This window comes from Clavibacter michiganensis (assembly GCF_016907085.1).
In the GTDB taxonomy this organism is placed as follows: domain Bacteria; phylum Actinomycetota; class Actinomycetes; order Actinomycetales; family Microbacteriaceae; genus Clavibacter; species Clavibacter michiganensis_O.
Map to the genome: position 1 here is coordinate 830,798 of NZ_JAFBBJ010000001.1, position 26,011 is coordinate 856,808.

At 70.6% G+C, this 26,011-nt stretch carries 16 protein-coding genes and 1 tRNA gene; 2 read left to right on the forward strand and 15 right to left on the reverse strand.

Annotated features, from left to right (window positions below; all coding sequences use genetic code 11):
• Positions 1-2 precede the first annotated feature (2 nt).
• From JOE38_RS03805 to polA, 11 genes are all read right to left on the reverse strand, one after another.
• A complete protein-coding gene (locus JOE38_RS03805; protein ID WP_204574928.1) occupies positions 3-629 on the reverse strand; it encodes a superoxide dismutase in 627 nt (208 codons plus the stop codon).
• A gap of 167 nt (positions 630-796) precedes the next feature.
• Positions 797-1,777, reverse strand: a complete 981-nt coding sequence (gene whiA / locus JOE38_RS03810; protein ID WP_012038434.1) for a DNA-binding protein WhiA — start codon at positions 1,775-1,777, stop codon at positions 797-799.
• 29 nt (positions 1,778-1,806) lie between these two features.
• Positions 1,807-2,682: an RNase adapter RapZ gene (rapZ, locus tag JOE38_RS03815; protein ID WP_204574929.1), complete on the reverse strand. Its 876-nt coding sequence runs from the start codon at positions 2,680-2,682 to the stop codon at positions 1,807-1,809.
• A gap of 76 nt (positions 2,683-2,758) precedes the next feature.
• Complete coding sequence (uvrC, locus tag JOE38_RS03820) at positions 2,759-4,687, reverse strand: excinuclease ABC subunit UvrC (protein ID WP_204574930.1); 1,929 nt, start codon at positions 4,685-4,687, stop codon at positions 2,759-2,761.
• Entirely contained in the window at positions 4,687-7,608 is a 2,922-nt protein-coding gene (gene uvrA / locus JOE38_RS03825) for an excinuclease ABC subunit UvrA (RefSeq protein ID WP_204574931.1), read from the reverse strand. Before uvrA ends, uvrC begins: the two co-directional genes overlap by 1 nt.
• Positions 7,609-7,687: 79 nt before the next feature.
• Positions 7,688-9,754, reverse strand: a complete 2,067-nt coding sequence (uvrB, locus tag JOE38_RS03830) for an excinuclease ABC subunit UvrB (protein ID WP_204574932.1) — start codon at positions 9,752-9,754, stop codon at positions 7,688-7,690.
• A 9-nt stretch (positions 9,755-9,763) separates the two neighbouring features.
• Positions 9,764-10,378 (reverse strand): dephospho-CoA kinase, encoded by a 615-nt coding sequence (gene coaE, locus JOE38_RS03835; protein WP_204574933.1) that lies wholly within the window; start codon positions 10,376-10,378, stop codon positions 9,764-9,766.
• A gap of 99 nt (positions 10,379-10,477) precedes the next feature.
• Entirely contained in the window at positions 10,478-11,932 is a 1,455-nt protein-coding gene (gene rpsA / locus JOE38_RS03840) for a 30S ribosomal protein S1 (protein ID WP_012038440.1), read from the reverse strand.
• A 186-nt stretch (positions 11,933-12,118) separates the two neighbouring features.
• On the reverse strand, positions 12,119-13,798 hold the full coding sequence (locus JOE38_RS03845) for a DUF885 domain-containing protein (protein ID WP_204574934.1): 1,680 nt from the start codon (positions 13,796-13,798) through the stop codon (positions 12,119-12,121).
• Positions 13,795-14,253: a PTS sugar transporter subunit IIA gene (locus JOE38_RS03850; RefSeq protein WP_204574935.1), complete on the reverse strand. Its 459-nt coding sequence runs from the start codon at positions 14,251-14,253 to the stop codon at positions 13,795-13,797. Before JOE38_RS03850 ends, JOE38_RS03845 begins: the two co-directional genes overlap by 4 nt.
• 48 nt (positions 14,254-14,301) lie before the next feature.
• Positions 14,302-16,986, reverse strand: a complete 2,685-nt coding sequence (gene polA / locus JOE38_RS03855; protein ID WP_204574936.1) for a DNA polymerase I — start codon at positions 16,984-16,986, stop codon at positions 14,302-14,304.
• Positions 16,987-17,039: 53 nt separating this feature from the next.
• On the opposite strand from polA, the gene JOE38_RS03860 reads away from it, so the two are divergent.
• Complete coding sequence (locus JOE38_RS03860; protein ID WP_204574937.1) at positions 17,040-17,474, forward strand: PaaI family thioesterase; 435 nt, start codon at positions 17,040-17,042, stop codon at positions 17,472-17,474.
• A gap of 32 nt (positions 17,475-17,506) precedes the next feature.
• On the opposite strand, the gene JOE38_RS03865 is transcribed toward JOE38_RS03860, so the two are convergent.
• Entirely contained in the window at positions 17,507-18,115 is a 609-nt protein-coding gene (locus tag JOE38_RS03865) for an ANTAR domain-containing response regulator (protein ID WP_015490426.1), read from the reverse strand.
• An 85-nt stretch (positions 18,116-18,200) separates the two neighbouring features.
• Here JOE38_RS03865 and JOE38_RS03870 point away from each other — a divergent pair.
• A tRNA-Leu gene (locus JOE38_RS03870) sits at positions 18,201-18,283 on the forward strand.
• Between the two features lie 97 nt (positions 18,284-18,380).
• On the opposite strand, the gene pyk is transcribed toward JOE38_RS03870, so the two are convergent.
• The 3 genes from pyk to gltB all read right to left on the reverse strand — a co-directional run bounded on the left by pyk (position 18,381) and on the right by gltB (position 25,933).
• Positions 18,381-19,826: a pyruvate kinase gene (gene pyk / locus JOE38_RS03875; protein ID WP_204574938.1), complete on the reverse strand. Its 1,446-nt coding sequence runs from the start codon at positions 19,824-19,826 to the stop codon at positions 18,381-18,383.
• A gap of 85 nt (positions 19,827-19,911) precedes the next feature.
• Entirely contained in the window at positions 19,912-21,369 is a 1,458-nt protein-coding gene (locus JOE38_RS03880; protein ID WP_204574939.1) for a glutamate synthase subunit beta, read from the reverse strand.
• Positions 21,362-25,933: a glutamate synthase large subunit gene (gltB, locus tag JOE38_RS03885; RefSeq protein WP_204574940.1), complete on the reverse strand. Its 4,572-nt coding sequence runs from the start codon at positions 25,931-25,933 to the stop codon at positions 21,362-21,364. The genes JOE38_RS03880 and gltB overlap by 8 nt, the downstream gene beginning before the upstream one ends.
• Positions 25,934-26,011 lie beyond the last annotated feature (78 nt).

Below are 26,011 nucleotides of genomic sequence, written 5' to 3' on the forward strand. Positions count from 1 at the left end.
GGCTACGAGAGGAGGAAGAGGCCCTGCGTCTTCGTGCGGGCGGCGTCGAAGCGCGCCTGCACGTCAGCCCAGTTGACGATGTTCCAGAACGCCTTCACGTAGTCGGCCTTGACGTTGACGTAGTCGAGGTAGAAGGCGTGCTCCCACATGTCGAGCAGCAGGATCGGCACGGTGGCCGCGGCGACGTTGCCCTGGTGGTCGTAGAGCTGCTCGATGATGAGCTTCTGGCCGAGCGAGTCCCACGCGAGGATGCTCCAGCCGGACCCCTGGATGCCGAGGGCGGACGCGGTGAAGTGCGCCTGGAACTTGTCGTACGAGCCGAAGAACTCGTCGATGGCGGCGGCGAGCTCGCCGGTGGGCTTGTCGCCGCCGTCGGGGCTGAGGTTGTTCCAGAACACCGTGTGGTTGACGTGGCCCGCGAGGTTGAACGCGAGGTCCTTCTGCAGCTTGTTGACGAAGGTCAGGTCGCCGGCGTCGCGCGCCTCCTGCAGCTTGACGAGGGCGGTGTTCGCGCCGTCGACGTAGGTCTTGTGGTGCTTGTCGTGGTGCAGCTCCATGATGCGGCCGCTGATGCTCGGCTCGAGGGCCGAGTAGTCGTACGGGAGGTCGACGAGAGTGTAGTCAGCCATAGGTGTATCTCCTCTTCATTGCCCGGGGGCTCCCGGCCAGAGGCCGGGGGTGGGTGACGGATCGAGTCTAGTCCGGCGGCCCTCCGCGCCACCTGGCCGGATGACGCCCGGCGTCCAGCGGATCGCCGCCCGCCGGGGCGCGCTCGCGTCGTCGGAGGACGCGCGGATCAGACGTCGTCGAGGTCGGCGGGGAGGTTCGCGTCGGTGCCGGGCAGGCCCTCGTCGACGGCCTTCTTGTCGGCCATCGCGAGCAGGCGGCGGATGCGGCCGGCGACGGCGTCCTTCGTCATGGGCGGGTCGGCGTGGTGGCCCAGCTCGTCGAGGCTGGAGTCGCGGAACCGCAGGCGCAGGTCGCCCGCGTACTTGAGGTGCTCGGGGATGTCCGGGCCGAGGATCTCCATGGCCCGCTCGACGCGCGCGCAGGCGGCGACGGCGGCCTGCGCGGAACGGCGGAGGTTCGCGTCGTCGAAGTTGACGAGGCGGTTGGCGGTGGCCCGCACCTCGCGGCGCTGGCGCATCTCCTCCCAGTTGACGACGGTGCCCTGCGCGCCCATGACGCGCAGCATCTGCCCGATGGCGTCGCCGTCGCGGATGACCACGCGGTGGACGCCGCGCACCTCGCGCGCCTTGGCGCTGACGTCGAGGCGGCCCGCGGCGCCGACGAGCGCCATGGCGGCCTCGTTGCCCGGGCAGGTGACCTCGAGCGCGGCGGAGCGGCCGGGATCCGTGAGAGTCCCGGCGGCCAGGAACGCGCCCCGCCAGACCGCCGCGATCTCCTCGCGGGAGCCCGTGGTGAGGCGGTTCGGCAGGCCGCGGATGGGACGGCGGCGCGCGTCGAGCAGGCCGGTCTGGCGGGCCAGGGTCTCGCCGCCCTCCATCACGCGGACCAGGTAGTGCGTGGCCCGGCGCATGCCGGACGCGGGGATGACGGAGATGTCGCTGCGGACGCCGTAGAGCTCGGCCAGGTCCTTGCGCACACGTCGGGCGAGGAGCGGGGTGTCGAGCTCGGACTCGACCGCGATGCGGTTCGAGATGAGGTGCAGCCCGCCGGAGAACCGCAGGATCGTGGCCAGCTCGGCGGCCCTCACCGTGGTCTTGCTGACCTCGACGCGTGACAGTTCTTCCTTGACGTCCGAGGTCAGAGGCAAATGCTTACTCCCTTGATGAGATGGGTGCCCTACTCCCGGCCGAGGTCGCGGTGCTTGGTGCTGACAGCGACGCCGGGAAGGGCGCGGAGGAGGCTGGAGAGCTCCTCGGCGACGGCCACCGAGCGGTGCTTGCCGCCGGTACAGCCGATAGCGATCGTAGCGTGTCTCTTGTTCTCCCGCTGATACCCGGCGAGCACCGGGGCGAGCGCCCTGGCGTACGCGTGCACGAACTCCTCGGCGCCCTCCTGGCCCAGCACGTAGTCGCTGACGGCCTTGTCGCGACCCGTGAGCGGGCGGAGCTCCGGCGTCCAGAACGGGTTCGGCAGGAACCGCATGTCGGCCACCATGTCGGCGTCCGCCGGGGTGCCGTACTTGAAGCCGAAGCTCATGACGGTGACGCGCACGCCGGCGTCGTCCGCCCCGCTGAACTGCTCGGTGATGGTGGTGGCGAGCTGGTGGATGTTGAGCTCGGAGGTGTCGATGACGAGGTCGCTGGCCTCGCGTATCTCGATCATGCGGGCCCGCTCCGCCGCGATGCCGTCGAGCAGCGTGCCGTTGCCCTGGAGCGGGTGGGGCCGCCGGACCTGCTCGAAGCGCCGCACGAGCGCCGCGTCGGTGGCCTCGAGGAAGAGGACGCGCAGTCGCGGGCCGGTGCCGAAGGTCTGGAGGATGTCGCGCAGCTCGGAGAAGAAGTCACCGCCGCGCACATCGACCACCGCGGCGATCTTGGGCAGCGACGTGCCCGCACGGCCCGCCAGCTCGACGAGCGGCGTGAGCATCTGCGGCGGGAGGTTGTCGACCACGTACCAGCCGAGGTCCTCCAGCGCGTTGCCGACGGTGGAGCGGCCCGCGCCGGACATCCCCGTCACGATCATGACGTCCTGCTGGGGGATCTCCACGCTCATGCGGGCATGCACCTCTCGTCGCGCCGGTCGATGGAGCCAGTCTAGGCGCGACCCGCGACACCCGACCGGGCGCGGGTCACGAGCGGAGCCGCTCGTAGACGGCCTGCGCCAGCGTCGGCCCGATGGTGCGGACGGCGGCGATCTCCTCGACCTCGGCCTGCTTCAGCTTGGCCACGGAGCCGAACTGCTGCAGCAGCCGCTGCACGCGCGACGGCCCGAGCCCCGGGATCTCGTTGAGCACCGACGTGATGTCGCGCTTGCGCCGGGCACGCTGGTGCGTGATGGCGAACCGGTGGGCCTCGTCGCGGATGCGCTGGATGAGGAAGAGGGCGTCGCTGTTGCGCGGCAGGATGATCGGGTAATCGGAGTCCGGCAGCCAGATCTCCTCGAGGCGCTTGGCGATGCCCGCGAGCTGGATCCCCGTCACGCCCGACTCCTCGAGCGCCCGCTGGGCCGCCGCGACCTGCGGCTGACCGCCGTCGACGATGAGCAGGTTGGGGCTGTAGGAGAACTTGTTGACGGGCGGCGCCTCGCCGAGCTCCGGCGGCGCCGCGTCGGCCGGGAACTCCGCCTCCTTGCCCAGGTAGGCGAGCCGGCGCGTGATGACCTGGTGGATCGACTCGGTGTCGTCCGTGGAGTCGGCGATGTTGAAGCGGCGGTACTGGTCCTTGCGCGGCAGCCCGTCCTCGAAGACCACCATGGACGCGACGATGTTGGTGCCGCTCAGGTGCGAGACGTCGTAGCACTCCATCCGCAGCGGGGCGTCCGGCATGCCGAGCGCCTCCTGGATGTCGGCCAGGGCCTTGGAGCGGGTGGTGAAGTCGGAGCTGCGGCGCGTCTTGTAGAGCATGAGCGCGTTCTGCGCGTTGGTGGCGGCGGTGTGCGCGAGCGCCGCCTTGTCGCCGCGCTGCGCGACCCGGAGGTCGACCTGCCACGAGCTCGGGCGGCCGCGACGCACGGATCCGTCGTCCTCCCCCGCGGCGCGGCGCTGGCTGAGCCACAGCTCGAGCTCCGCGGCGTCGGCCGGCAGCTCGGGGACGAGGACCTCGCGCGGCGGGTGCGCCTCGTCCTCGTAGGCGTTGTGCAGGACGGTCTCGACGAGCTCGCCGATGCCGATGTCGAGCTCCTTGTCGACGACCCAGGTGCGCGTGCCCCGGATGCGGCCGCCGCGGACCATGAACTGCTGCACGGCGGCCGCCAGCTCGTCGGCCGCGATGCCGAAGACGTCCGCGTCCACCCGGTCGTCGAACACGACGGCGGTCTTGGAGAGGGCGGCCTCGAGGGCGCCGATGTCATCGCGATGGCGTGCCGCGGCCTCGTAGTCCATCTCCGCCGCGGCGTCCTTCATCCGCTGCGTGAGCTGCCCCACGTACTTGGAGTCGTTGCCCGCCATGAAGCTCACGAAGTCGTCCGCGATCTCGCGGTGCTCCTCCTGCGAGACGCGGCCGACGCACGGCGCGGCGCAGCGCCCGATGTCGCCGAGCAGGCACGGGCGGTTGGTCTGCCGCGCCCGCTTGAACGTGCTCTCCGAGCAGGAGCGCATGGGGAACACCTTGAGCAGGTGGTCGACCGTCTCGCGGATGGCCCAGACCTTGGTGTACGGGCCGAAGTACTTGGCACCGCGGATCTTGCGGTTGCGGGTGACCATGACCCGAGGGTGGTCCTCGCCGAGGGTGACCGCCAGGTAGGGGTACGACTTGTCGTCCCGGAACTTGACGTTGAAGGGCGGATCGAACTCCTTGATCCACGTGAACTCGAGCTGGAGCGCCTCGAACTCGCTGCCGACCACGGTCCACTCGACGCCCGCCGCCGACGTGACCATGCGCCGCGTGCGCTCGTGCAGGCTCTCGAGGGGCGCGAAGTAGTTCGCGAGCCGGGCGCGGAGGTTGTTCGCCTTGCCCACGTAGAGCACGCGGTCCGCGGCGTCGCGGAAGCGGTACACGCCGGGCGACGTGGGGATCTCCCCCGCCGCCGGGCGGTAGCCGACCGTGTCGGTGCGGGCCATCAGCCGGCCGCGCGCTCCTCGCGCGCACGCTGGGACGCGACCGCCGCCGCCTCGGCCTCGGCGTCGAGGACCTCCTTGAGGAATCCGCCCGTGTAGCTCTCCGGCACGGTGGCCAGGTGCTCGGGCGTGCCGGTGGCGAGCACCGTGCCGCCGCCCGCCCCGCCCTCGGGACCCATGTCGATGAGCCAGTCGGCGGACTTGATGACGTCGAGGTTGTGCTCGATGACGATGACGGTGTTGCCCTTGTCGACCAGCCCGTTGAGCACGAGGAGGAGCTTGCGCACGTCCTCGAAGTGGAGGCCGGTGGTGGGCTCGTCGAGCACGTAGATGCTCCGGCCGTTCGAGCGCCGCTGCAGCTCGGTCGACAGCTTGACGCGCTGCGCCTCGCCGCCGGACAGCGTCGTGGCGCTCTGGCCGAGCCGCACGTAGCCGAGGCCCACGTCCACCAGCGTCTTCATGAAGCGGTGGATGGCCTGGATCGGCTCGAAGAACTCCGCCGCCTCGCTGATGGACATGTCGAGCACCTCGGCGATGCTCTTGCCCTTGTAGTGGACGCTCAGGGTGTCGCGGTTGTACCGCGCTCCCCCGCAGACCTCGCAGGCCACGTACACATCGGGCAGGAAGTTCATCTCGATCTTGATGGTGCCGTCGCCCGAGCAGGCCTCGCAGCGCCCGCCCTTGACGTTGAAGCTGAAGCGTCCGGGGAGGTACCCGCGGGCCTTGGCCTCGGTGGTCTCGGCGAACAGGTTCCGGATGCGGTCGAACACGCCCGTGTACGTGGCCGGGTTCGAGCGCGGGGTGCGGCCGATGGGGTTCTGGTCGACGTGGACGACCTTGTCGAGGTTCTCGAGGCCGGTGACGCGGGAGTGCTTGCCCGGCACCTTGCGGGCGCCGTTGAGCTCGTTGGCGAGCACGCGGTAGAGGATGTCGTTCACGAGCGAGGACTTGCCGGATCCGCTGACGCCCGTGACGGCGGTGAGCGTGCCGAGCGGGAAGGTCGCGGTGACGTTCTGCAGGTTGTTGGCGCGAGCACCGACGACCTGGATCTGCCTCTTCTTGTCGATCTTCCGGCGCTTCGCCGGCGTCGCGATGGCGCGGCGACCCGCGAGGTAGTCGCCCGTGAGCGACTCGCGGTTCTCGATGAGCCCCTCGTACGAACCGGAGTGCACGACGTTGCCGCCGTTGACGCCGGCGCCGGGACCGATGTCGACGATCCAGTCGGCCGTGCGGATGGTGTCCTCGTCGTGCTCGACGACGATGAGCGTGTTGCCGAGGTCGCGCAGCTTCACGAGCGTCTCGATGAGGCGGCGGTTGTCGCGCTGGTGCAGGCCGATGGACGGCTCGTCCAGCACGTAGAGCACTCCCGTAAGCCCGGAGCCGATCTGCGTTGCCAGGCGGATGCGCTGCGCCTCGCCGCCGGAGAGCGACGCCGCCGCACGCGCGAGGTTGAGGTAGTTGAGCCCCACCTCGATGAGGAACTCGAGCCGGACGCGGATCTCCCGCAGCACCTGTGCGGCGATGTGCGCCTCGCGGTCGGTGAGCTCGAGCTGGGCCATGAACTCCTGCGCGTCCGAGAGGCTCATCTCGGCGACGTCGGCGATGTTCGCGCCGTGCACGAGCACCGCGAGCACCTCGGGCTTCAGGCGCTTGCCGTCGCAGACGGGACACGGGATCTCCCGCAGGTACTCGCCCCAGCGGGCGCGCTGGTTGTCGGTCTCCGCCTGGGCGAACTGGCGCTCGATGTAGGGCATGACGCCCTCGAAGCCCGACGAGTAGGTCATCTCGCGGCCGTAGCGGTTCTTCCACTTCACCTGGACCTCGAAGTCGTTGCCGCGGAGGACCGCCTCGCGGACCTCCTCGGAGAGCTTCCGCCAGGGCGTCGTGAGCGAGAACTTGAGGTCGCGCGCGAGACCCGCGAGCAGCTTCTCGTAGTACTGGAAGAGGCCCTTGCCCTGCGTGGTCCACGGGAGGATGACGCCGTCCGCGATGCTCAGCGACTCGTCGCCGATGAGGAGCTCCTGGTCCACCGACATGCGCGTGCCGAGGCCGGAGCACTCGGGGCAGGCGCCGAAGGGAGCGTTGAACGAGAAGGTGCGGGGCTCGATCTCGGTGAGCTGGATGGGGTGGTTGTTCGGGCAGGACAGCTTCTCCGAGTACGTGCGGAGGCCGCCCGGGCCCTCGACGTCGACGAAGTCGATCATCACGATGCCGTCGGTGAGCCGGAGCGCGGTCTCGAGCGAGTCCGTGAGGCGGCCCAGGATGTCGTCGCTCGCGACCAGGCGGTCGACGACCACCGAGATGTCGTGCTTGTACTGCTTCTTGAGCTTGGGCGGCGAGCTGAGCTGGATGAGCTCCCCGTCGACGATGGCCCGCGAGTATCCCCCGGACGCGAGCTCCGCGAACAGGTCGACGAACTCGCCCTTCTTCTGCGACACGATGGGGCTGACCACCTGGTACCGGGTGCCGGTCTCCAGCTCCATCAGCTGGTCGGCGATCTGCTGCACGGTCTGGCGGGAGATGCGCTCGCCGCACACGGGGCAGTGCGCGACGCCGATGCGCGCCCAGAGAAGGCGCATGTAGTCGAAGATCTCGGTGATGGTGCCCACCGTCGAGCGCGGGTTGCGGTTCGTCGACTTCTGGTCGATGGAGACCGCGGGGCTCAGGCCCTCGATGAAGTCGACGTCCGGCCGGTCGACCTGGCCGAGGAACTGGCGCGCGTACGCGGACAGCGACTCGACGTAGCGGCGCTGCCCCTCGGCGAAGATCGTGTCGAACGCGAGGGACGACTTGCCGGACCCGGACAGGCCCGTGAAGACCACGAGCGAGTCGCGCGGGATGTCCAGGTCGACGTCGCGGAGGTTGTGGACGCGAGCGCCGCGCACGCTCAGGAGGGACGAGGACTCGACGGGGGAGATTGACACCCGTCCATCGTATGCGTCGCCACCGACACCGCCGACGGAGCGGGGGCGCGGACGCCGCCCTCCCCCGTCGGCGGCGCCCTCAGGACAGGTGGCCGGCCTTCTCCATCTGCCGCAGCTCGCGCTTCAGGTCGCCCAGCTCGTCGCGGAGCCGCGCGGCGAGCTCGAACTTGAGCTCGCCCGCGGCCTGCAGCATCTGGTCGTTGAGGTCGGAGATGATCGTCTCCAGCTCGTTCGCCCCGGCCGCCGCCTTGCCCTCGCGCCGGAGGTTGGGCGTGGGCGACCGCTTGCCGCCGCCGCGGCCCTCGAGCATCTTCTTGGTGTCCTCGCCCTCGCGGGCCAGGATCTCGGTGATGTCGGCGATGCGCTTGCGCAGCGGCGTCGGGTCGATGCCGTGCTCGGTGTTGTAGGCCACCTGCTTCTCGCGGCGGCGGTCGGTCTCCTCGATGGCGCGCTTCATGCTGTCCGTGAGCACGTCGGCGTACATGTGGACCTCGCCGGACACGTTGCGCGCCGCGCGGCCGATGGTCTGGATGAGCGAGGTGGACGACCGGAGGAAGCCCTCCTTGTCGGCGTCGAGGATCGCGACGAGCGACACCTCCGGCAGGTCGAGGCCCTCGCGCAGGAGGTTGATACCCACGAGCACGTCGTACACGCCGGCGCGCAGCTCGCTGAGGAGCTCGACGCGGCGCAGCGTGTCGACGTCCGAGTGGAGGTAGCGCACGCGGACACCCGCCTCGGCGAAGTAGTCGGTGAGCTCCTCCGCCATCTTCTTCGTGAGGGTGGTGACGAGGATGCGCTCGTCCTTCTCCACGCGGATGCGGATCTGCTCGAGCAGGTCGTCGATCTGGCCCTTCGTGGGCTTGACCACGATGGCCGGGTCGATGAGGCCGGTGGGGCGGATGATCTGCTCCACCACGCCGTCGCCCATGCCGAGCTCGTACTTGCCGGGCGTCGCCGACATGTACACGGTCTGCGGCACGCGCTCGGTGAACTCGTTCCACTTCAGCGGCCGGTTGTCGAGCGCGCTCGGCAGGCGGAAGCCGTGCTCGACGAGCGTGCGCTTGCGCGACGAGTCGCCCTCGAACATGGCGCCGATCTGCGGGACTGTGACGTGCGACTCGTCGATGACCACGAGGAAGTCGTCCGGGAAGTAGTCGAGCAGGCAGTGCGGGGCCTCCCCCGCGTCGCGCCCGTCGATGTGGCGGGAGTAGTTCTCGATGCCGGAGCAGAAGCCGATCTGCTGCATCATCTCGATGTCGAAGTTGGTGCGCATGCGGAGCCGCTGGGCCTCGAGCAGCTTGCCCTCGCGCTCGAGCACGGCGAGCCGCTCCTCGAGCTCCTGCTGGATGGTGCCGATGGCGCGCCGCATGACCTCGGTCTCCGCGACGTAGTGGGAGCCGGGGAACACGGACACCGAGTCCATCTTGCGGACCACGTCTCCCGTGAGCGGGTGCAGCTGGTACAGCGCCTCGATCTCGTCGCCGAACATCTCGATGCGGATGGCCAGCTCCTCGTACATCGGGATGATCTCGATGGTGTCGCCGCGCACGCGGAAGTTGCCGCGCGAGAAGTCGACGTCGTTGCGCTGGTACTGCATGGAGACGAACTTGCGGATGAGGGTGTCGCGGTTGATCTGCATGCCGACCTGGAGCGCCACCATGGCGTTCATGTACTGCTCGGGCTGGCCGAGGCCGTAGATGCAGGACACGGTGCTCACCACGACGACGTCGCGACGGCTGAGCAGCGAGTTGGTCGTGGAGTGGCGGAGGCGCTCGACCTCGGCGTTGACCGACGAGTCCTTCTCGATGAAGGTGTCCGTCTGCGGGACGTACGCCTCGGGCTGGTAGTAGTCGTAGTACGAGACGAAGTACTCGACCGCGTTGTTCGGCATGAGCTCGCGGAACTCGGTGGCGAGCTGGGCGGCGAGCGTCTTGTTGTGCGCGAGGATCAGCGTGGGCCGTTGGACCTGCTCGATGAGCCAGGCGGCCGTCGCCGACTTGCCCGTTCCGGTCGCACCGAGGAGCACGACGTCGGGCTCGCCGGCGTTGACCCGGCCCGCCAGCTCCGCGATGGCCGTGGGCTGGTCGCCGCTCGGGGAGTAGTCGCTGACGACCTTGAACGGGCGCACGGAACGGGTGGGCTGCATGCCATCAGCCTACGAGCGACCACCGACACCGCCGGACAGGTTCGCCCAGAGCCGATCCGTCTGCGCGAGCGTCGACGCCAGCGAGACGCCGGAGTCGATGACGTCGTCGGCGATCGCGAGGCGCTCCTCGTCGGTGGCCTGCGACGCGATGCGGCGTCCGGCCTCCTCGGGTGACATCCCCCGGAGGTCGACGAGGCGGCGGATCCGCTCCTCGCGCGGCGCGTGGACCACGACGATCCGGTCGAACTCGTCGACGCGGCCGGACTCCACCAGGAGCGGGATGTCGTAGACGACGACCGCGTCGGCGTCGGCCTCCCCCGCCGCGGCCATGCGCTGCGCGGACAGCGCGCGCACCGCGGGGTGCGTGATGGCCTCCAGGTCGCGACGCGCGTCCGGATCCTGGAAGACGATCGCGCCGAGCGCGGGCCGGTCGAGGGAGCCGTCGGGCGCGATGACGCCGGGACCGAATCGCCGGGCGATCTCCGCGAGGGCCGGGGTGCCGGGCTCCACCACCTCCCGGGCGAGCCGATCGGCGTCGATGCGCACGGCGCCGAGCTCCGCCAGCCGGTCGGCCACCACCGTCTTGCCCGCGGCGATGCCGCCCGTCAGTCCGATCACCTGCATGGATCCAGCCTAGGTGCGGCACTCCCCCAGACGGACGCCGGGGACGACGGAGGCCGCCCTCCCCGAAGGGAGAGCGGCCTCGTCGTGGTGCGGGTGGTGCTACTTCGAGCTGGACAGCTTCTCGCGCAGGGCGGCGAGGCTCTCGTCGTCCGCCAGCGTGCCGGCGCCCGTCGAGTCGCTCGTGAAGCCGGGGCCGGCGGACGTGATGCCCGTGTCGGCCGCCTCGGCCTCGGCTGCCGCCGCGACCTGCTTCTTGTGGGCCTCCCAGCGGGCCTGGGCTGCGGCGTACTGCTGCTCCCAGGTCTCGCGCTGCGACTCGAAGCCTTCCTTCCACTCGTTGGTCTCCGGGTCGAAGCCCTCGGGGTACTTGTAGTTCCCCTGGTCGTCGTACTCGGTGAGCATGCCGTAGAGGGCCGGGTCGAACTCGGTGCCCTCGGGGTCGACGCCGTCGTTGGCCTGCTTGAGGCTCAGCGAGATGCGGCGACGCTCGAGGTCGATGTCGATGACCTTGACGAACACCTCGTCGCCGACGGACACGACCTGCTCCGCGAGCTCGACGTGCTTGCCGGAGAGCTCCGAGATGTGCACGAGGCCCTCGATGCCCTCGGCCACGCGGACGAACGCACCGAACGGCACCAGCTTGGTGACCTTGCCGGGCGCGACCTGGCCGATGGCGTGCGTGCGGGCGAAGACCTGCCACGGGTCCTCCTGCGTCGCCTTGAGCGACAGCGAGACGCGCTCGCGGTCCAGGTCGACCTCGAGGATCTCGACGGTCACCTCCTGGCCCACCTCGACGACCTCGCTGGCGTGCTCGATGTGCTTCCAGCTGAGCTCGGAGACGTGCACGAGGCCGTCGACGCCGCCCAGGTCCACGAACGCACCGAAGTTGACGATCGAGGAGACCACGCCCTTGCGGACCTGGCCCTTCTGGAGGTTGTTGAGGAACGTGCTGCGGCTCTCGGACTGCGTCTGCTCGAGCAGGGCACGGCGCGACAGGACCACGTTGTTGCGGTTCTTGTCGAGCTCGAGGATCTTGGCCTCGATCTCCTGGCCGAGGTACGGCGTGAGGTCGCGGACGCGGCGCAGCTCGATGAGCGAGGCCGGGAGGAAGCCGCGGAGGCCGATGTCCACGATGAGGCCGCCCTTGACGACCTCGATGACGGTGCCGGTGACGACGCCGTCGGACTCCTTGATCTTCTCCACGTCGCCCCACGCACGCTCGTACTGCGCGCGCTTCTTGGACAGGATCAGACGGCCTTCCTTGTCCTCCTTCTGGAGGACGAGGGCCTCGACGGTGTCGCCGACCTTGACGACCTCCGTGGGGTCGACGTCGTGCTTGATGGACAGCTCACGCGAGGGGATGACGCCCTCGGTCTTGTAGCCGACGTCGATCAGGACCTCGTCCCGATCGATCTTCACGACGGTGCCCTCGATGAGGTCTCCGTCGTTGAAGAACTTCAGTGTCTTCTCGACCGCGGCGAGGAAGTCCTCTGCAGATCCGATGTCGTTGATCGCGACCTGCTTGGGCGCCTTGTCGGTCGTTGCGATTGTCATGTAGTTAGTGCTCCAGGATGGGCATGAATAAGGCCGCTGGCGCGGACCCGCGCGGGTACCGGTCGAGCGGCGGACGGATGGGTCGTCGCAGAAGTGCGACAGTCGATCTTAGACCCGGCCCGGGAGGCGGGACAACCGCGCCGCTCGGGAGCACGACGCGACGCGACGCGACCGCCCGGCGCCGGGTCAGCGCAGGACCGCGGCCCGCAGCGTGTCGAGGCCCACGCCGCCGACGTCGAGCGCGCGGCGGTGGAACGCGCGGATGTCGAACGCGTCGCCCTCGCGCTTCCGGGTCTCGTCGCGGAGGTCCTCCCAGATGCGCTGGCCGACCTTGTAGGAGGGGGCCTGGCCCGGCCAGCCGAGGTAGCGGTTGACCTCGAAGCGGACGAACGACGGATCCATGTTGACGTTGCGGCCCATGAAGTCGAACGCGTAGTCGGCGTCCCAGAGGCCCGCGCCGTCGGGGCGGGTCTTGCCGAGGTGCACGCCGATGTCGAGCACCACGCGGGCGGCGCGCATGCGCTGGCCGTCGAGCATGCCGAGCCGGTCGGCCGGGTCGTCGAGGTAGCCGAGCTCCTGCATGAGGCGCTCGGCGTACAGGGCCCAGCCCTCCGCGTGGCCGGAGGTGCCGGCGAAGCGCCGCCAGGTGTTGAGCTCGGCCTTGTTGTAGGTGGCCTGCGCGATCTGCAGGTGGTGGCCGGGGACGCCCTCGTGGTAGACGGTCGTCAGCTCGCGCCACGTGTCGAACTCGGTGACGCCCTCGGGCACCGACCACCACATGCGGCCGGGGCGGCTGAAGTCGTCGGCGGGGCCGGAGTAGTAGATGCCACCCTCCTGCGTGGGGGCGATCATGCACTCCAGCGCGCGGATCTCCTGGGGGATGTCGAAGTGCGTGCGGCCGAGCTCCTCCACGGCGCGGTCGCTCGTCTCCTGCATCCACGCCCGCAGCGCGTCCGTGCCGTGGAGCTTGCGCGACGCGTCGCCGTCGAGGTGCGCGATGGCCTCCAGCACGCTGGCGCCCGGGAGGATCTCGCGGGCGATGGCCTCCTGCTCCTCCACCATGCGGGCGAGCTCGCCGACGCCCCATTCGTAGGTCTCGTCGAGGTCGACCTCGGCGCCCAGGAAGGAGCGCGACCGCAGGGCGTACTGCTCGCGGCCCACGGCGTCGGCGTCGCGCCCGGCCGGCTCGAGCTCGGATCCGAGGAAGGCGGCGAGGCGCTCGTACGCCGACCTGGCCTCCTCGGCGCGCGCGCCGAGGTCCTGGCGCAGCGACGCGGGCAGCTCGCCGGCGTCGGGCCGTGCGTCCTCGGCGAAGGAGCGGAAGAAGCCCTCGGGCGCGGCCTGGCGCTCGACCTGGCCGAGCACCTCGCGGATCTGCCGCTTCGCCGGGACCTGGCCGCGACGCACTCCCTCGCGCAGGGTCTCGATGTAGCCGTCGACCGCGCCGGCGACGTTGCCGAGGCGCGTGGCGATGTGGGCCCAGTCTTCCTCGGTCGCGGTGGGCGAGATGTCGAAGACCTCGCGGATGCCCTGCGCGGGCGAGGCGATCACGTTGAGGTCGGAGAGGTGCACGCCGGCGTCGTGCATCTCGACGTCGAGCTCCAGCTCACGCGTGAGGTCCATGCGGGTCACCTCGTCGACGGCGTCGACGGGCGTCGCCTCGGCGAGCTGCCGGACGACCGCGCGGGCCGCCTCCGCGTGCGCCGCGTGCCCCGCGGGCGACGTGTCGCCGTACTCGCCCTCGCGACCCGGACGGCCGAGGTAGACGCGCTCCTCGGGGTGCAGGTCGAGCGACGCGTCGATCCACCCCTCGGCGATCCGGTCGATGTCCGTCTGCGGTCGGGGGGCCTTCGGCGTCGTCGTCATCCCTCGACCGTACCGGCTCCCAGGAGCGACCGGACCGTCGCCGGGTCCGTCGCGCCGCGCAGCCGCTCGGCCCGCTCGGGGTCGAGCAGGATCTCCGCGAGGCGCGACAGCAGGGCGATGTGGCCGCCCCCGGTGGCCGCGATGCCGATGACGATGCGGACGTCGTGCCCGTCCCAGTCGACGCCGTCGGGCAGGCGCAGCACGCTGATGGCGTCGGCGCGCACGAGGTCGCGTCCGGCGGCGAGGGTGCCGTGCGGCACGGCGACGCCCTCGCCCACGAAGGTGGACACGGAGCGCTCGCGTTCGACCATGGCCTCCACGTAGGCGGGATCGACCGCGCCGGCCGCGACCAGCGCCTCGCCCGCCTGGCGGATGGCGGACTCGCGGTCGTCGGCGCGCGCGTCGAGCCGGATGGAGCCGTCGGCGAGGAGGTCGGAGAGTCGTGCTGTCGTCATGCGCTGTGCTCCTCGTGCTGGGATGGATGGGCGAGCGGATGGCGCGGGTCAGTGCGCGGCCGCGGCCCAGGAGTCGCCGCGGCCCACCTGCACCTCGAGCGGCACCCGGAGGTCGGCTGCGTGGGCCATGCGTTCGGTGACGATGGCCTCGAGCGCGTCCCACTCCCCCGGGGCGACCTCGAGGATGAGCTCGTCGTGCACCTGCAGCAGCATGCGCGACGCCATGTCGCGCTCGCGCATGTCGGACTCGATGCGGATCATCGCGATCTTCATGATGTCGGCGGCCGATCCCTGGATCGGCGCGTTGAGGGCGGCCCGCTCGGCGTTGTCGCGGAGGACGCGGTTCGGGCTGTTCAGGTCGGGGAACGGCCGGCGGCGGCCGAAGATCGTCTCCGTGTACCCGGCCGCGCGCGCCTCCTCCACGACCTGGCGGAGGTAGTCGCGCACCGCGCCGAAGCGCGCGAAGTAGTCGGTCATGAGCTGCTTCGCCTCGGACGACGGGATGCGCAGCTGCTTCGACAGCCCGAACGCGCTGAGCCCGTAGGCCAGGCCGTAGCTCATGGCCTTGACCTTGGTGCGCATCTCGGCGCTCACATCCGCCGGCTCCACGCCGAAGATGCGGGATCCCACGAAGCGGTGCAGGTCCTCCCCCGCCGCGAACGCCTCGATGAGCCCCGCGTCGCCGGAGAGGTGCGCCATGATCCGCATCTCGATCTGCGAGTAGTCGGCCGTGAGGAGCGTCTCGTAGCCCTCGCCCACGCGGATGGCGCTGCGGATGCGGCGCCCCTCCTCGGTGCGGACGGGGATGTTCTGCAGGTTCGGGTCGTTCGAGGAGATGCGGCCGGTGGTGGTCCCGGTCTGCACGTACGTGGTGTGGATCCGCTCGTCGTCGCCGATGCCGCGCTCGAGCGTCTGGATGATCTGCCGCAGCTTGCTCGCGTCGCGGTGCTCGAGGAGCAGGTCGAGGAACGGGTGCGGGTTCGACGCCTGCAGGTCGGCCAGCGCGCCGGCGTCCGTGGAGAAGCCGGTCTTGTTGGCGCGCGTCTTCGGCATGCCGAGCTGGTCGAAGAGGACCTCCTGCAGCTGCTTGGGCGACCCGAGGTTGATCTCCTTGCCGATCTCGGCGAAGGCCCTCTGGGCGAGGTCGGTGACGCGCTCCTGCAGCTGCGCCGACAGCTCGGCGAGGCCGGCGCGGTCGGTCGCGACGCCGCGCAGCTCCATCTCCACGAGCACGAGCAGCGTCGGCATCTCGATGTCGACCATGACGCCGAGCGTGCGCTCGTCGAGCACCTCGCGCAGCGCGTGCTCGACCCGGAGCGTGTACCAGGCCTCGACGGGCGCCGTGAGCGCCTCCGTCTCGGGCACGAGCTGGTTCGCGTCGGGCTGGGGCAGGTCCTCCAGGAGGTAGCGGCTGACGAGCGCGGCGAGCGTCTTGTCGGTGAAGCCCGGGCGCAGGAGCCAGCCGGCGACGAGCACGTCGAAGGCGAGGCCCTGGACCTCGAGGCCGGCGCGGCGCATGGCCTTCACCTGCACCTTGGCGTCGGACATGATCTTCGGGGCATCGCTCGCGAGCCACCGCTCGAACGGCGCGTAGTCGGCGCGGCCCTCCTGCCACGGCAGGGTCACCGCCTCGGTCGCGCTCGCGAGCCCGAAGCCGACGGGCTTCCCGTCCTGCGTCTCGACCGTGAGGCCGAGGCCGTGGGGCGAGGCGGCGCTCTGCCTCTCGATCCACTTCGCGAGCTCCTCGTCGAGCAGCTGCTGCGGCTGCGGGGCGGCGGGCGCGGTGGACGGCTCCTGCTCGACGACGCCCACGGGCGTGCCCTCGCTCGACGCGGAGGCACCGGATCCCTCGAGCTTCAGCACCCGGTCCAGCAGCTGCTTGAACTCCAGCACCGCGAACACCTCGCGGAGGGCGGGCTCGTCGATGGGCTTCCGCTCGAGGTCCTTCGGGCCGAGCGGCAGCTCGACGTCGGTGAGCAGCCGGTTGAGGCGGCGGTTGCGGATGACGTTCTCGTACTGGGCGCGCAGGTTGTCGCCGACCTTGCCCGAGATCTCGTCCCGGTGCTCGAGGACCGCGTCGAGGGACCCGTACTGGTTGAGCCACTTCACGGCCGTCTTCGGGCCGACCTTGTCGACGCCGATGAGGTTGTCGCTGGTCTCCCCGACGAGCGCGGCGATGTCCGGGTACATCTCGGGCTGCACGCCGTACTTCTCGAACACCTTCTCGGCGTCGTACCGCGTGAGCTGCGAGACGCCCTGCGTGGACGGGTAGAGCAGCGTGACGTCGTCGTTGACGAGCTGGATGGCGTCGCGGTCCCCCGAGACGACGAGCACGCGGAACCCCTGCTCCCTGCCCTGCGTGGCGAGGGTGGCGAGGATGTCGTCCGCCTCGTGGTCCTCCTTGGTGAGGGTGGGGATGTTCATGGTCTTCAGCGCCCGCTCCAGCAGCGGGACCTGCCCGGTGAACTCCACGGGCGTCTCGCCGCGCGTGCCCTTGTACTCGGGGTACTCGCGGGTGCGGAACGAGAAGCGCGAGATGTCGAACGCGACGCCCACGTGCGTGGGCTTCTCCTTCTGCAGGAGGTTGATGAGCATCGCGATGAAGCCGTGCACGGCGTTCGTGTGCTGCCCCTCGCGGTTCTGGAAGCTCTCCGCCGGCAGGGCGTAGAAGGCCCGGAACGCCAGGGAATGGCCGTCGATGACGAGGAGGGTAGGCTTTTCCGTGTTCGGCACGGGTCCAGCCTATAGAGGGCTCCCGACGTCCGACCGGCCCTGGAGGATCCCCCATGACCCAGCCCGCACCCGAGCACGACGCCTCCGCGCGGCTCCTCCGCCAGCCCCAGGACGTGGGAGCGCTCGCCCAGAAGATGGGCATCGTCTTCCACGAGCTGAGCCCCGAGCGCTCCGTCGCCACCATGCCCGCGGAGGGCAACACGCAGCCCTACGGGGTGGTGCACGGCGGCGCGTACGTCGTGCTCGCCGAGTCGCTCGGATCCATGTCCGCCAACGTCCACGCCGGTCCCGACCGCGTCGCGTTCGGCATCGAGCTCAACGCCAGCCACACGCGCTCGGCGACGTCAGGGACCATCACCGGCACCTGCACGGCGATCCACCTGGGCGGCACGCTCACCACGCACGAGATCGTCATGACGGACGACGAGGGCCGCCGGCTCTCGACCGTGCGCATCACCAACATCATCCGCGAGCGCTCGCGGCGCTGACCGGGGCGCCGCGCGACCGCGGCGACGACCTGCTAGGCCTTCTTGGCGCTCAGCTGCTCGATGATGGCCTGGGCCACGTCGTGCATGGTGAGGCGGCGGTCCATGGACGCCTTCTGGATCCAGCGGAAGGCCTCGGGCTCGGTGAGCCCCATCTTCTCGTTGAGCAGGCCCTTGGCCCGGTCGACGAGCTTGCGGGTCTCGAAGCGCTCGACGAGGTCGGACACCTCGGCCTCGAGCGTGATGATCTGGGCGTAGCGGGCCAGCGCAATCTCGATCGCGGGGAGCAGGTCGTTCGGCGTGAACGGCTTGACGACGTACGCCAGCGCGCCGGCCTCGCCCGCGCGCTCCACGAGCTCCTTCTGGCTGAAGGCCGTGAGGAGGACGACGGGCGCGATGTGGTTGCGGTTGAGCCGCTCGGCCGCGGAGATGCCGTCGAGCTGGGGCATCTTGACGTCCATGATGACGAGGTCGGGACGCAGCTCGGTGGCGAGCGCGACGGCCGTCTCGCCGTCTCCCGCCTCGCCCACGACCTCGAATCCGTTGTCGCGGAGGGTCTCCACGATGTCGAGGCGGATGAGCGACTCGTCCTCGGCGACGACGACACGGCGGGGGGCTGCGGGGGCTGTTTCCTGGTCACTCACGGATAGGAGCCTACGGTATCGTCGGGCGGGCCGGTGTGTGCCGGATCGGCCCGGTGCCTGCGGTAGCGTCGGACGGCCGAGGTGCGCCGGATTGGCGGAATGGCAGACGCGGAGCACTCAAAATGCTCTGTCCGTGAGGGCGTGTGGGTTCGAGTCCCACATCCGGCACCGCATCCCGCGAGGGAGACGCGGAGAGGGCGGGCGACCACGTGGTCGCCCGCCCTCTCGCACGTCCGCGGGGGCCGGGACCCCCGCGCGCGTCGCGCTACTTCTCGTACGCGGGAGCCGCCTCGTTCACGGCGTCGCCGACGACGTGGACGCGCAGCTCGTTGGTCGAGCCCGCGATCCCGGGAGGGGATCCGGCGATGACGACGACCTTCTGGCCGACCTCCGCGAGGCCCTCCGCGAGGAGCACGTCGTCCACCTGGTGGAACATCTGGTCGGTGTGGGTGACCGGCTCCACGAGGTAGGTCTGCACGCCCCACGACAGCGCGAGGCGACGGCGGATGCCCTCGTTCGGCGTGAAGGCGAGGATCGGGATGCCGTTGCGGAGGCGCGTCATGCGGCGCACGGAGTCGCCCGACTCGGTGAAGACGCAGAGCGCCTTCGCCTCGACGAACTCCGCGACCTCGGCGGCCGCGAGCGTGATGGCGCCGCCCTGCGTGAAGGGACGCGTGCCGAGCTTGGGGATGCGCTCCAGCCCGTGCTCCTCGGTCGACTCGATGATGCGCGCCATGGTCTTGACCGTGACGACGGGGAACTCGCCCACGCTCGTCTCGCCGCTCAGCATGAGCGCGTCGGCGCCGTCGAGCACCGCGTTGGCGCAGTCGGACGCCTCGGCGCGCGTGGGGCGGGGGCTCGTGATCATCGACTCGAGCATCTGCGTGGCGACGATGACGGGCTTCGCCTTGCGGCGGGCGAGCTCGACCGCGCGCTTCTGCACGATCGGCACGGCCTCCAGCGGCAGCTCGACGCCGAGGTCGCCGCGCGCGACCATGATCGCGTCGAACGCGTCGACGATCTCCTCGAGCGCGTCGACGGCCTGCGGCTTCTCGACCTTGGCGACGACGGGGACGCGACGTCCCTCCTCGTCCATGATCTCGTGCACGCGGACGATGTCCGAGGCGTCGCGGACGAAACTCAGGGCGATGAGGTCGGCGCCGAGGCGGAGGCCCCAGCGGAGGTCCGCCTCGTCCTTCTCGGACAGCGCGGGCACGTTGACCGCGACGCCCGGGAGGTTGATGCCCTTGTTGTTGCTGACCGCGCCGGCGACCTCGACCGTGGTCGTGACGCGCGTGCCATCGGTGGAGACCACGCGGAGCGTGACCTTGCCGTCGTCGATGAGCAGCGGGTCGCCCGGCTTCACGTCGCCGGGGAGGCCCTTGTAGGTGGTGGAGCAGATGTCCTTCGTGCCGAGGATGTCCTCGACGGTGATGACGAAGGTGTCGCCGAACGCCAGGTCGTGCGGGCCGTCGGAGAACTTGCCGAGCCGGATCTTCGGGCCCTGCAGGTCGACGAGGACCGCGACCGCGCGGCCCGCGTCGTCCGCGGCCTTCCGGATGGTGGAGTAGATGCCCTCGTGGACGTCGTAGGTGCCGTGGCTGAGGTTCATCCGGGCCACGTCAACGCCGGCGTCGATGATGGCGCGGATGCTCTCATAGGAGCTGGTCGCGGGCCCGAGGGTCGCGACGATCTTCGCTCGTCTGGTCATGCTCTGTCTGTCTCGCGTTTCTGCGTCGCACACGGACGCGGTTCGGGTGAGTGGTCGCGGTCGCGCGCCGAGGGCGGCGTCCGGGTCAGATGGAGAGAGCGCGGTCCGTGGGACGGACCGGGAACGGGAGCTCCGTGTCCCCCTCAAGGTACCGGTCGACGGCGGAGGCCGCTGAACGTCCCTCCGCGATCGCCCACACGATGAGCGACTGGCCGCGGCCCGCGTCGCCCGCGACGAAGACGCCGGCCTGGTCGGTCTGGTAGTCCTCGCCGCGCGCGACGTTGCCGCCCTCGTCGAAGGGGACCTCCAGCTGGCTCTCGAGGGCCGCCTTCTCGGGGCCCGTGAAACCGAGCGCGAGGAGCACGAGGTCGGCGGGGATCTCGCGCTCGGTGCCCGACTTCGGCACGCGGCGGCCGTCGCGGAACTCGGTCTCGGCGACCCGGACGGCGCGGACGTGCCCGTCGTCGTCCTTCAGGAACTCGACCGTGGTGGCGAGGTACTGGCGCTCGCCGCCCTCCTCGTGCGCGCTCGACACCTCGAAGAGGGTCGGGTACGTCGGCCACGGCTGGTCGGGGCGACGCTCCGACGGCGGCTGCTGGCCGATGGCGAGGTTGGTGACCGAGGCCGCCTTCTGGCGGTGCGCGGTGCCGATGCAGTCCGCGCCCGTGTCGCCGCCGCCGAGGACGACGACGTGCTTGCCCTCCGCGTGGATCTGCTCGGGCACCTGGTCGCCGGCCGTCGCGTGGTTCGACTGGCGCAGGTAGTCCATGGCGAAGTGCACGCCGTCGACGTCGCGGCCCGGGATGTCGAGGTCGCGCGGCACGAGCGCGCCCGTGCAGACCACGACCGCGTCGTAGCGCAGGCGCAGGTCGGACCAGGTGATGTCCTTGCCGATGTCGACGCCCGCGCGGAAGCGGGTGCCCTCGGCGGTCATCTGCGCGAGGCGCGCCTCGAGGTGGCGCTTCTCCATCTTGAAGTCGGGGATCCCGTACCGCAGCAGGCCGCCGATGCGGTCGTCGCGCTCGAACACCGCGACCGTGTGGCCAGCCCGCGTGAGCTGCTGGGCGGCGGCGAGGCCGGCGGGGCCGGATCCCACGACCGCCACGGTCTTGCCCGTGAGGCGCTCGGGCGGATGCGGCTCGACCCAGCCGTTCTGGAAGGCGTCGTCGATGATCGACACCTCGACCTGCTTGATCGTCACCGGCGGCTGGTTGATGCCGAGCACGCACGAGCTCTCGCAGGGCGCGGGGCACAGCCGACCCGTGAACTCCGGGAAGTTGTTCGTCGCGTGCAGGCGCTCGATGGCCTGGCGGCCCTCGCCGCGCCACGTGAGGTCGTTCCACTCCGGGATGAGGTTGCCGAGCGGGCAGCCCTGGTGGCAGAACGGGATGCCGCAGTCCATGCACCGGCCGGCCTGGCGCACGAGCTCGCCGCGCTCCTGCTGCTCGTACACCTCCTTCCAGTCCATGAGCCGCACCGAGACGGGTCGGCGCTTGGGGAGCTCGCGCTCCGTCACCTTGAGGAAGCCCTTGGGGTCAGCCACCGGTCACCTCCAGGATGCGCTTCCAGGCGACGTCGCCGTCGGGGTCGAGGCCCTCGTCCACCGCGGTCTGGCGGGTGGCGAGGACGGCCGCGTAGTCCCGCGGCAGGATCTTGGTGAAGCGTTCCATGGAGGTCTCCGGCTCGGCGAGCAGGCGCTCGGCCACGGTGGATCCGGTCTCGGCGAGGTGCCGGCGGAGGAGGTCGAGCACGATCTCGGCGTCGGCGCTCCCGAGCGGGTGCAGCTCGAGCTCGCCCGATGCGAGGGCGTCGGTGTTGATGCGGTCGCGGTCGAGGTCGATCACGTACGCCGTGCCGCCCGACATGCCCGCGCCGATGTTCCGGCCGGTGCCGCCGAGCACGAGCGCGAGCCCGCCGGTCATGTACTCCAGCGCGTGGTCGCCCACGGCCTCGACGACCGCGGTCGCGCCGGAGTTGCGGACGAGGAACCGCTCCCCCACCATGCCGCGGATGAACATGGTGCCCTGCGTCGCCCCGTAGCCGATGACGTTGCCCGCGATGACGTTCTCCTCGGCGGGGAAGCCGGCCTTCTCGTCGGGCCGCACGACGATGTCGCCGCCCGAGAGGCCCTTGCCGAGGTAGTCGTTGCTGTCCCCGACGAGGCGCAGCGTGATGCCCGACGGCATGAACGCGCCGAAGGACTGGCCGGCGGAGCCACGGAGCGTGACGTCGATGGATCCCGTCGGCAGCCCGTCCTCGCCGTGCGCCTTCGTGACGAGGTGGCCGAGCATCGTGCCGACCGCGCGCGCCGTGTTCCGCACGGGCAGGTCGATCTCGACCCGCCCGCCGTGGTCGAGCACGTCGCGGCTGAGGCGGATGAGCTCGTTGTCGAAGTGGGCCTCGAGCTCGTGGTCCTGCGACCGGGCGTGCTTCATCGGCTCGTCGTCCGCGAAGGTGGGGCCGACCAGGATCGGCGTGAGGTCGAGCCCGGACGCCTTCCAGTGGTCGACCGCGTCCTCGACGCCGAGCAGGTCGTTGCGGCCCACGATCTCGTCGAGCGAGCGGTAGCCGAGGGCGGCCAGGTGCTCGCGCACCTCCTGCGCGATGAACTCGAAGAAGTTGACGACGTGGTCCGCCTTGCCGGGGAAGCGCTTGCGCAGCTCCGGGTTCTGCGTGGCGACGCCGACGGGGCAGGTGTCGAGGTGGCAGACGCGCATCATGATGCAGCCCGACACGACGAGCGGCGCGGTGGCGAAGCCGAACTCCTCGGCGCCGAGCAGCGCGCCGACGATGACGTCGCGGCCGGACTTCATCTGCCCGTCGACCTGCACGACCACGCGGTCGCGCATGCCGTTGAGGCGGAGGGTCTGCTGCGTCTCCGCGAGGCCGAGCTCCCACGGCGTGCCCGCGTGCTTGAGCGAGTTGACCGGGCTCGCGCCCGTTCCGCCGTCGTGGCCCGAGACGAGGATCACGTCGCTCAGCGCCTTCGCGACGCCCGCGGCCACCGCGCCGATGCCCGACTGGCTGACGAGCTTCGTGTGGATCCGGGCGGAGGGGTTCGCGCGCTTGAGGTCGAAGATCAGCTGCTTGAGGTCCTCGATCGAGTAGATGTCGTGGTGCGGCGGCGGCGAGATGAGGCCGACGCCCGCGGTCGCGTGGCGCGTGCGCGCCACCCACGGGTAGACCTTGCCGGGCGGCAGCTGGCCGCCCTCGCCGGGCTTGGCGCCCTGCGCGAGCTTGATCTGGATGTCGTCGGCGTGCGTGAGGTACATGCTCGTGACGCCGAAGCGCCCGGACGCGACCTGCTTGATGGAGCTGCGACGCTCGGGGTCGAGCAGGCGCTCCACGTTCTCGCCGCCCTCGCCCGTGTTCGACTTGGCTCCCAGCCGGTTCATCGCGATGGCGAGCGTCTCGTGCGCCTCCTCGGAGATGGAGCCGTAGCTCATCGCGCCCGTGGAGAAGCGCTTCACGATGTCGCTGATGGGCTCGACCTCGTCGAGCGGCACGGGCGGGCGCGTGCCCGTCCGCAGCCGGAACATGCCGCGGAGGGTCATCAGGTCCTTCGACTGCGCGTCGACCATGGACGTGTACTCGCGGAAGATGTCGTACCGGCGCGTGCGCGTGGCGTGCTGCAGCCGGAAGATCGTGTCCGGGTTGAACAGGTGCGGGGATCCGTCGCGACGCCACTGGTACTCGCCGCCCGTCTGCAGGCGCTCGTGCGAGAGCACGGCGCCGTCGGTCGGGTAGGCGCTGCGGTGACGCGCGGCGTTCTCGGCCGCGATGACGTCGATGCCGACGCCGCCGAGGCGCGTCGTGGTGCCCGAGAAGTACTGGTCCACGAGCCCCTGCGAGAGGCCGACGGCCTCGAAGCACTGGGCGCCGGCGTACGAGGACACCGTCGAGATGCCCATCTTGGACATGATCTTCAGCACGCCCTTGCCGAGGCCCTTGATGAGGTTCCGCGTCGCCTTCTCCGGCGTCACGCCCGTGAGCATCCCGCTGCGGACGAGGTCCTCGCAGGACTCCATCGCCAGGTACGGGTTGACCGCCGAGGCGCCGTAGCCGATGAGCAGCGCGATGTGGTGCACCTCGCGCACGTCGCCGGCCTCGACCACGATGCCGACCTTCATGCGCGTCTGCTTGCGGATGAGGTGGTGGTGCACGGCCGCGATCATGAGGAGCGACGGGATGGGCGCGAGGTCGCGGTTCGAGTCGCGGTCCGACAGCACGATGAACTGCGCGCCGTGCGCGATGGCGCGGTCGACCTCGTCGCACATGGCGTCGATGCGCTTCTGCATGGCGAGCGGACCGTCGTCGACGCGGTAGAGGCCGCTCACGATGGTGGTGGTGCGGCTGCCCGGCCGGTGGTCGATGTGGATGACCTTCGCGAGCTCGTCGTTGTCGATGACGGGGAAGTCCAGCACGACCTGCTTGGTGTGCTCGGGCCCGGCGTCGAGGAGGTTGCGCTGCGGACCGAGGCCGAGACGCAGGCTGGTGACGACCTCCTCGCGGATGGAGTCGAGCGGCGGGTTCGTGACCTGCGCGAACTGCTGCGTGAAGTAGTCGAACAGCAGGCGCGGGCGCTGCGAGAGCACGGCGATGGGCGTGTCCGACCCCATGGCGCCCAGGGGCTCGGCACCGACCTTCGCCATGGGCATGAGGAGCATCCGCACCTCCTCCTCCGTGTAGCCGAAGGTGCGCTGGCGGCGGACGACGGACGCGGGCGTGTGCACGACGTGCTCGCGCTCCGGCAGGTCGGCCAGGTGGATGCGGTTCCGGAGCCACTCGCCCCAGGGCGCGCTGGCGGCGAGCTCGGACTTGATCTCGTCGTCCTCGATGATGCGGCCGGCCTCGGTGTCGACGAGGAACATCTTCCCGGGGCGCAGGCGGCCCTTGCGCATGATGCGCGCGGGGTCGATCTCGAGCACGCCGATCTCGCTGCCGAGCACCACGAGGCCATCGTGCGTGACGAGGTAGCGGCCGGGCCGCAGGCCGTTGCGGTCGAGCGTCGCGCCGACGAGCGTGCCGTCGGTGAAGGTGAGGGCGGCCGGGCCGTCCCACGGCTCCATGACCATGGAGTGGTACTCGTAGAAGTCGCGGCGGACGGGGTCGATGTCCGTCTGCTTCTCCCACGCCTCGGGGACCATCATCATCATCGCGTGCGGCAGGCTGCGACCGCTGAGGCTGAGGAGCTCGAGGACCTCGTCGAAGGAGGCGGAGTCGCTCGCACCCGGGGTGACGATCGGCATCAGCGGCGCGAGGTCGCCGAGCAGCTCCGACTCGAGCTGGGACTGGCGCGCGCGCATCCAGTTGCGGTTGCCCGCGACCGTGTTGATCTCGCCGTTGTGCGCCATCATCCGCAGCGGCTGCGCGAGCGGCCACGAGGGGAACGTGTTGGTGGAGTACCGCGAGTGCACGATGGCGAGCTTCGAGGCGAAGCGCTCGTCGGAGAGGTCGGGGTAGAACGGCTCCAGCTGGAGCGTGGTGACCATGCCCTTGTAGACGAGGGTGCGCGAGGAGAGCGAGATGAAGTACGCGCCGAGCTCCCGCTCCGCGCGCTTGCGCAGGCGGAAGGCCAGGCGGTCGAGGGCGAGCCCCGACGGGCGGTCGGACGGCTGCGCGGCGTCGGAGGCGAGGAACAGCTGGCGGAAGGCGGGCATGGCCTTCCGGGCCAGGTTGCCGAGGTGGGACGGGCCCACCGGCACCTCGCGCCAGCCGAGGACGCGCAGGCGCTCCTCGCCCGCGAGCCGCTCGATGCCGGCCTGCAGCTCCTCGCGCTCGGCGTCGTCCGTCGGCAGGAACGCCATGCCGACGGCGTACTCCCCCATGGGCGGCAGCTCGAAGCCGACGACCCCGCGCAGGAACTCGTCGGGGATCTGCGTCATGATGCCGGCGCCGTCGCCCGTTCCCGCGTCGGAGCCGATGGCGCCGCGGTGCTCGAGGTTCCGCAGCGCGTCGAGCGCGTTGACGATGATGTCGTGACCCGGGGTGCCGCGCAGGGTGGCCACCATGGCCAGGCCGCACGCGTCCTTCTCGAACGCCGGGTCGTACAGGCCCTGCTTCGCGGGGAACGAGCCGCCGGGAGGGGAGGTGGAGGAGAACGCCATGGGAACCGTCCTAGATGCACTGCGGAGGGACGTCGCTGGCCCTGTGGTGGGGACCGCCTCGCGGGAGGAGCAGGCGGT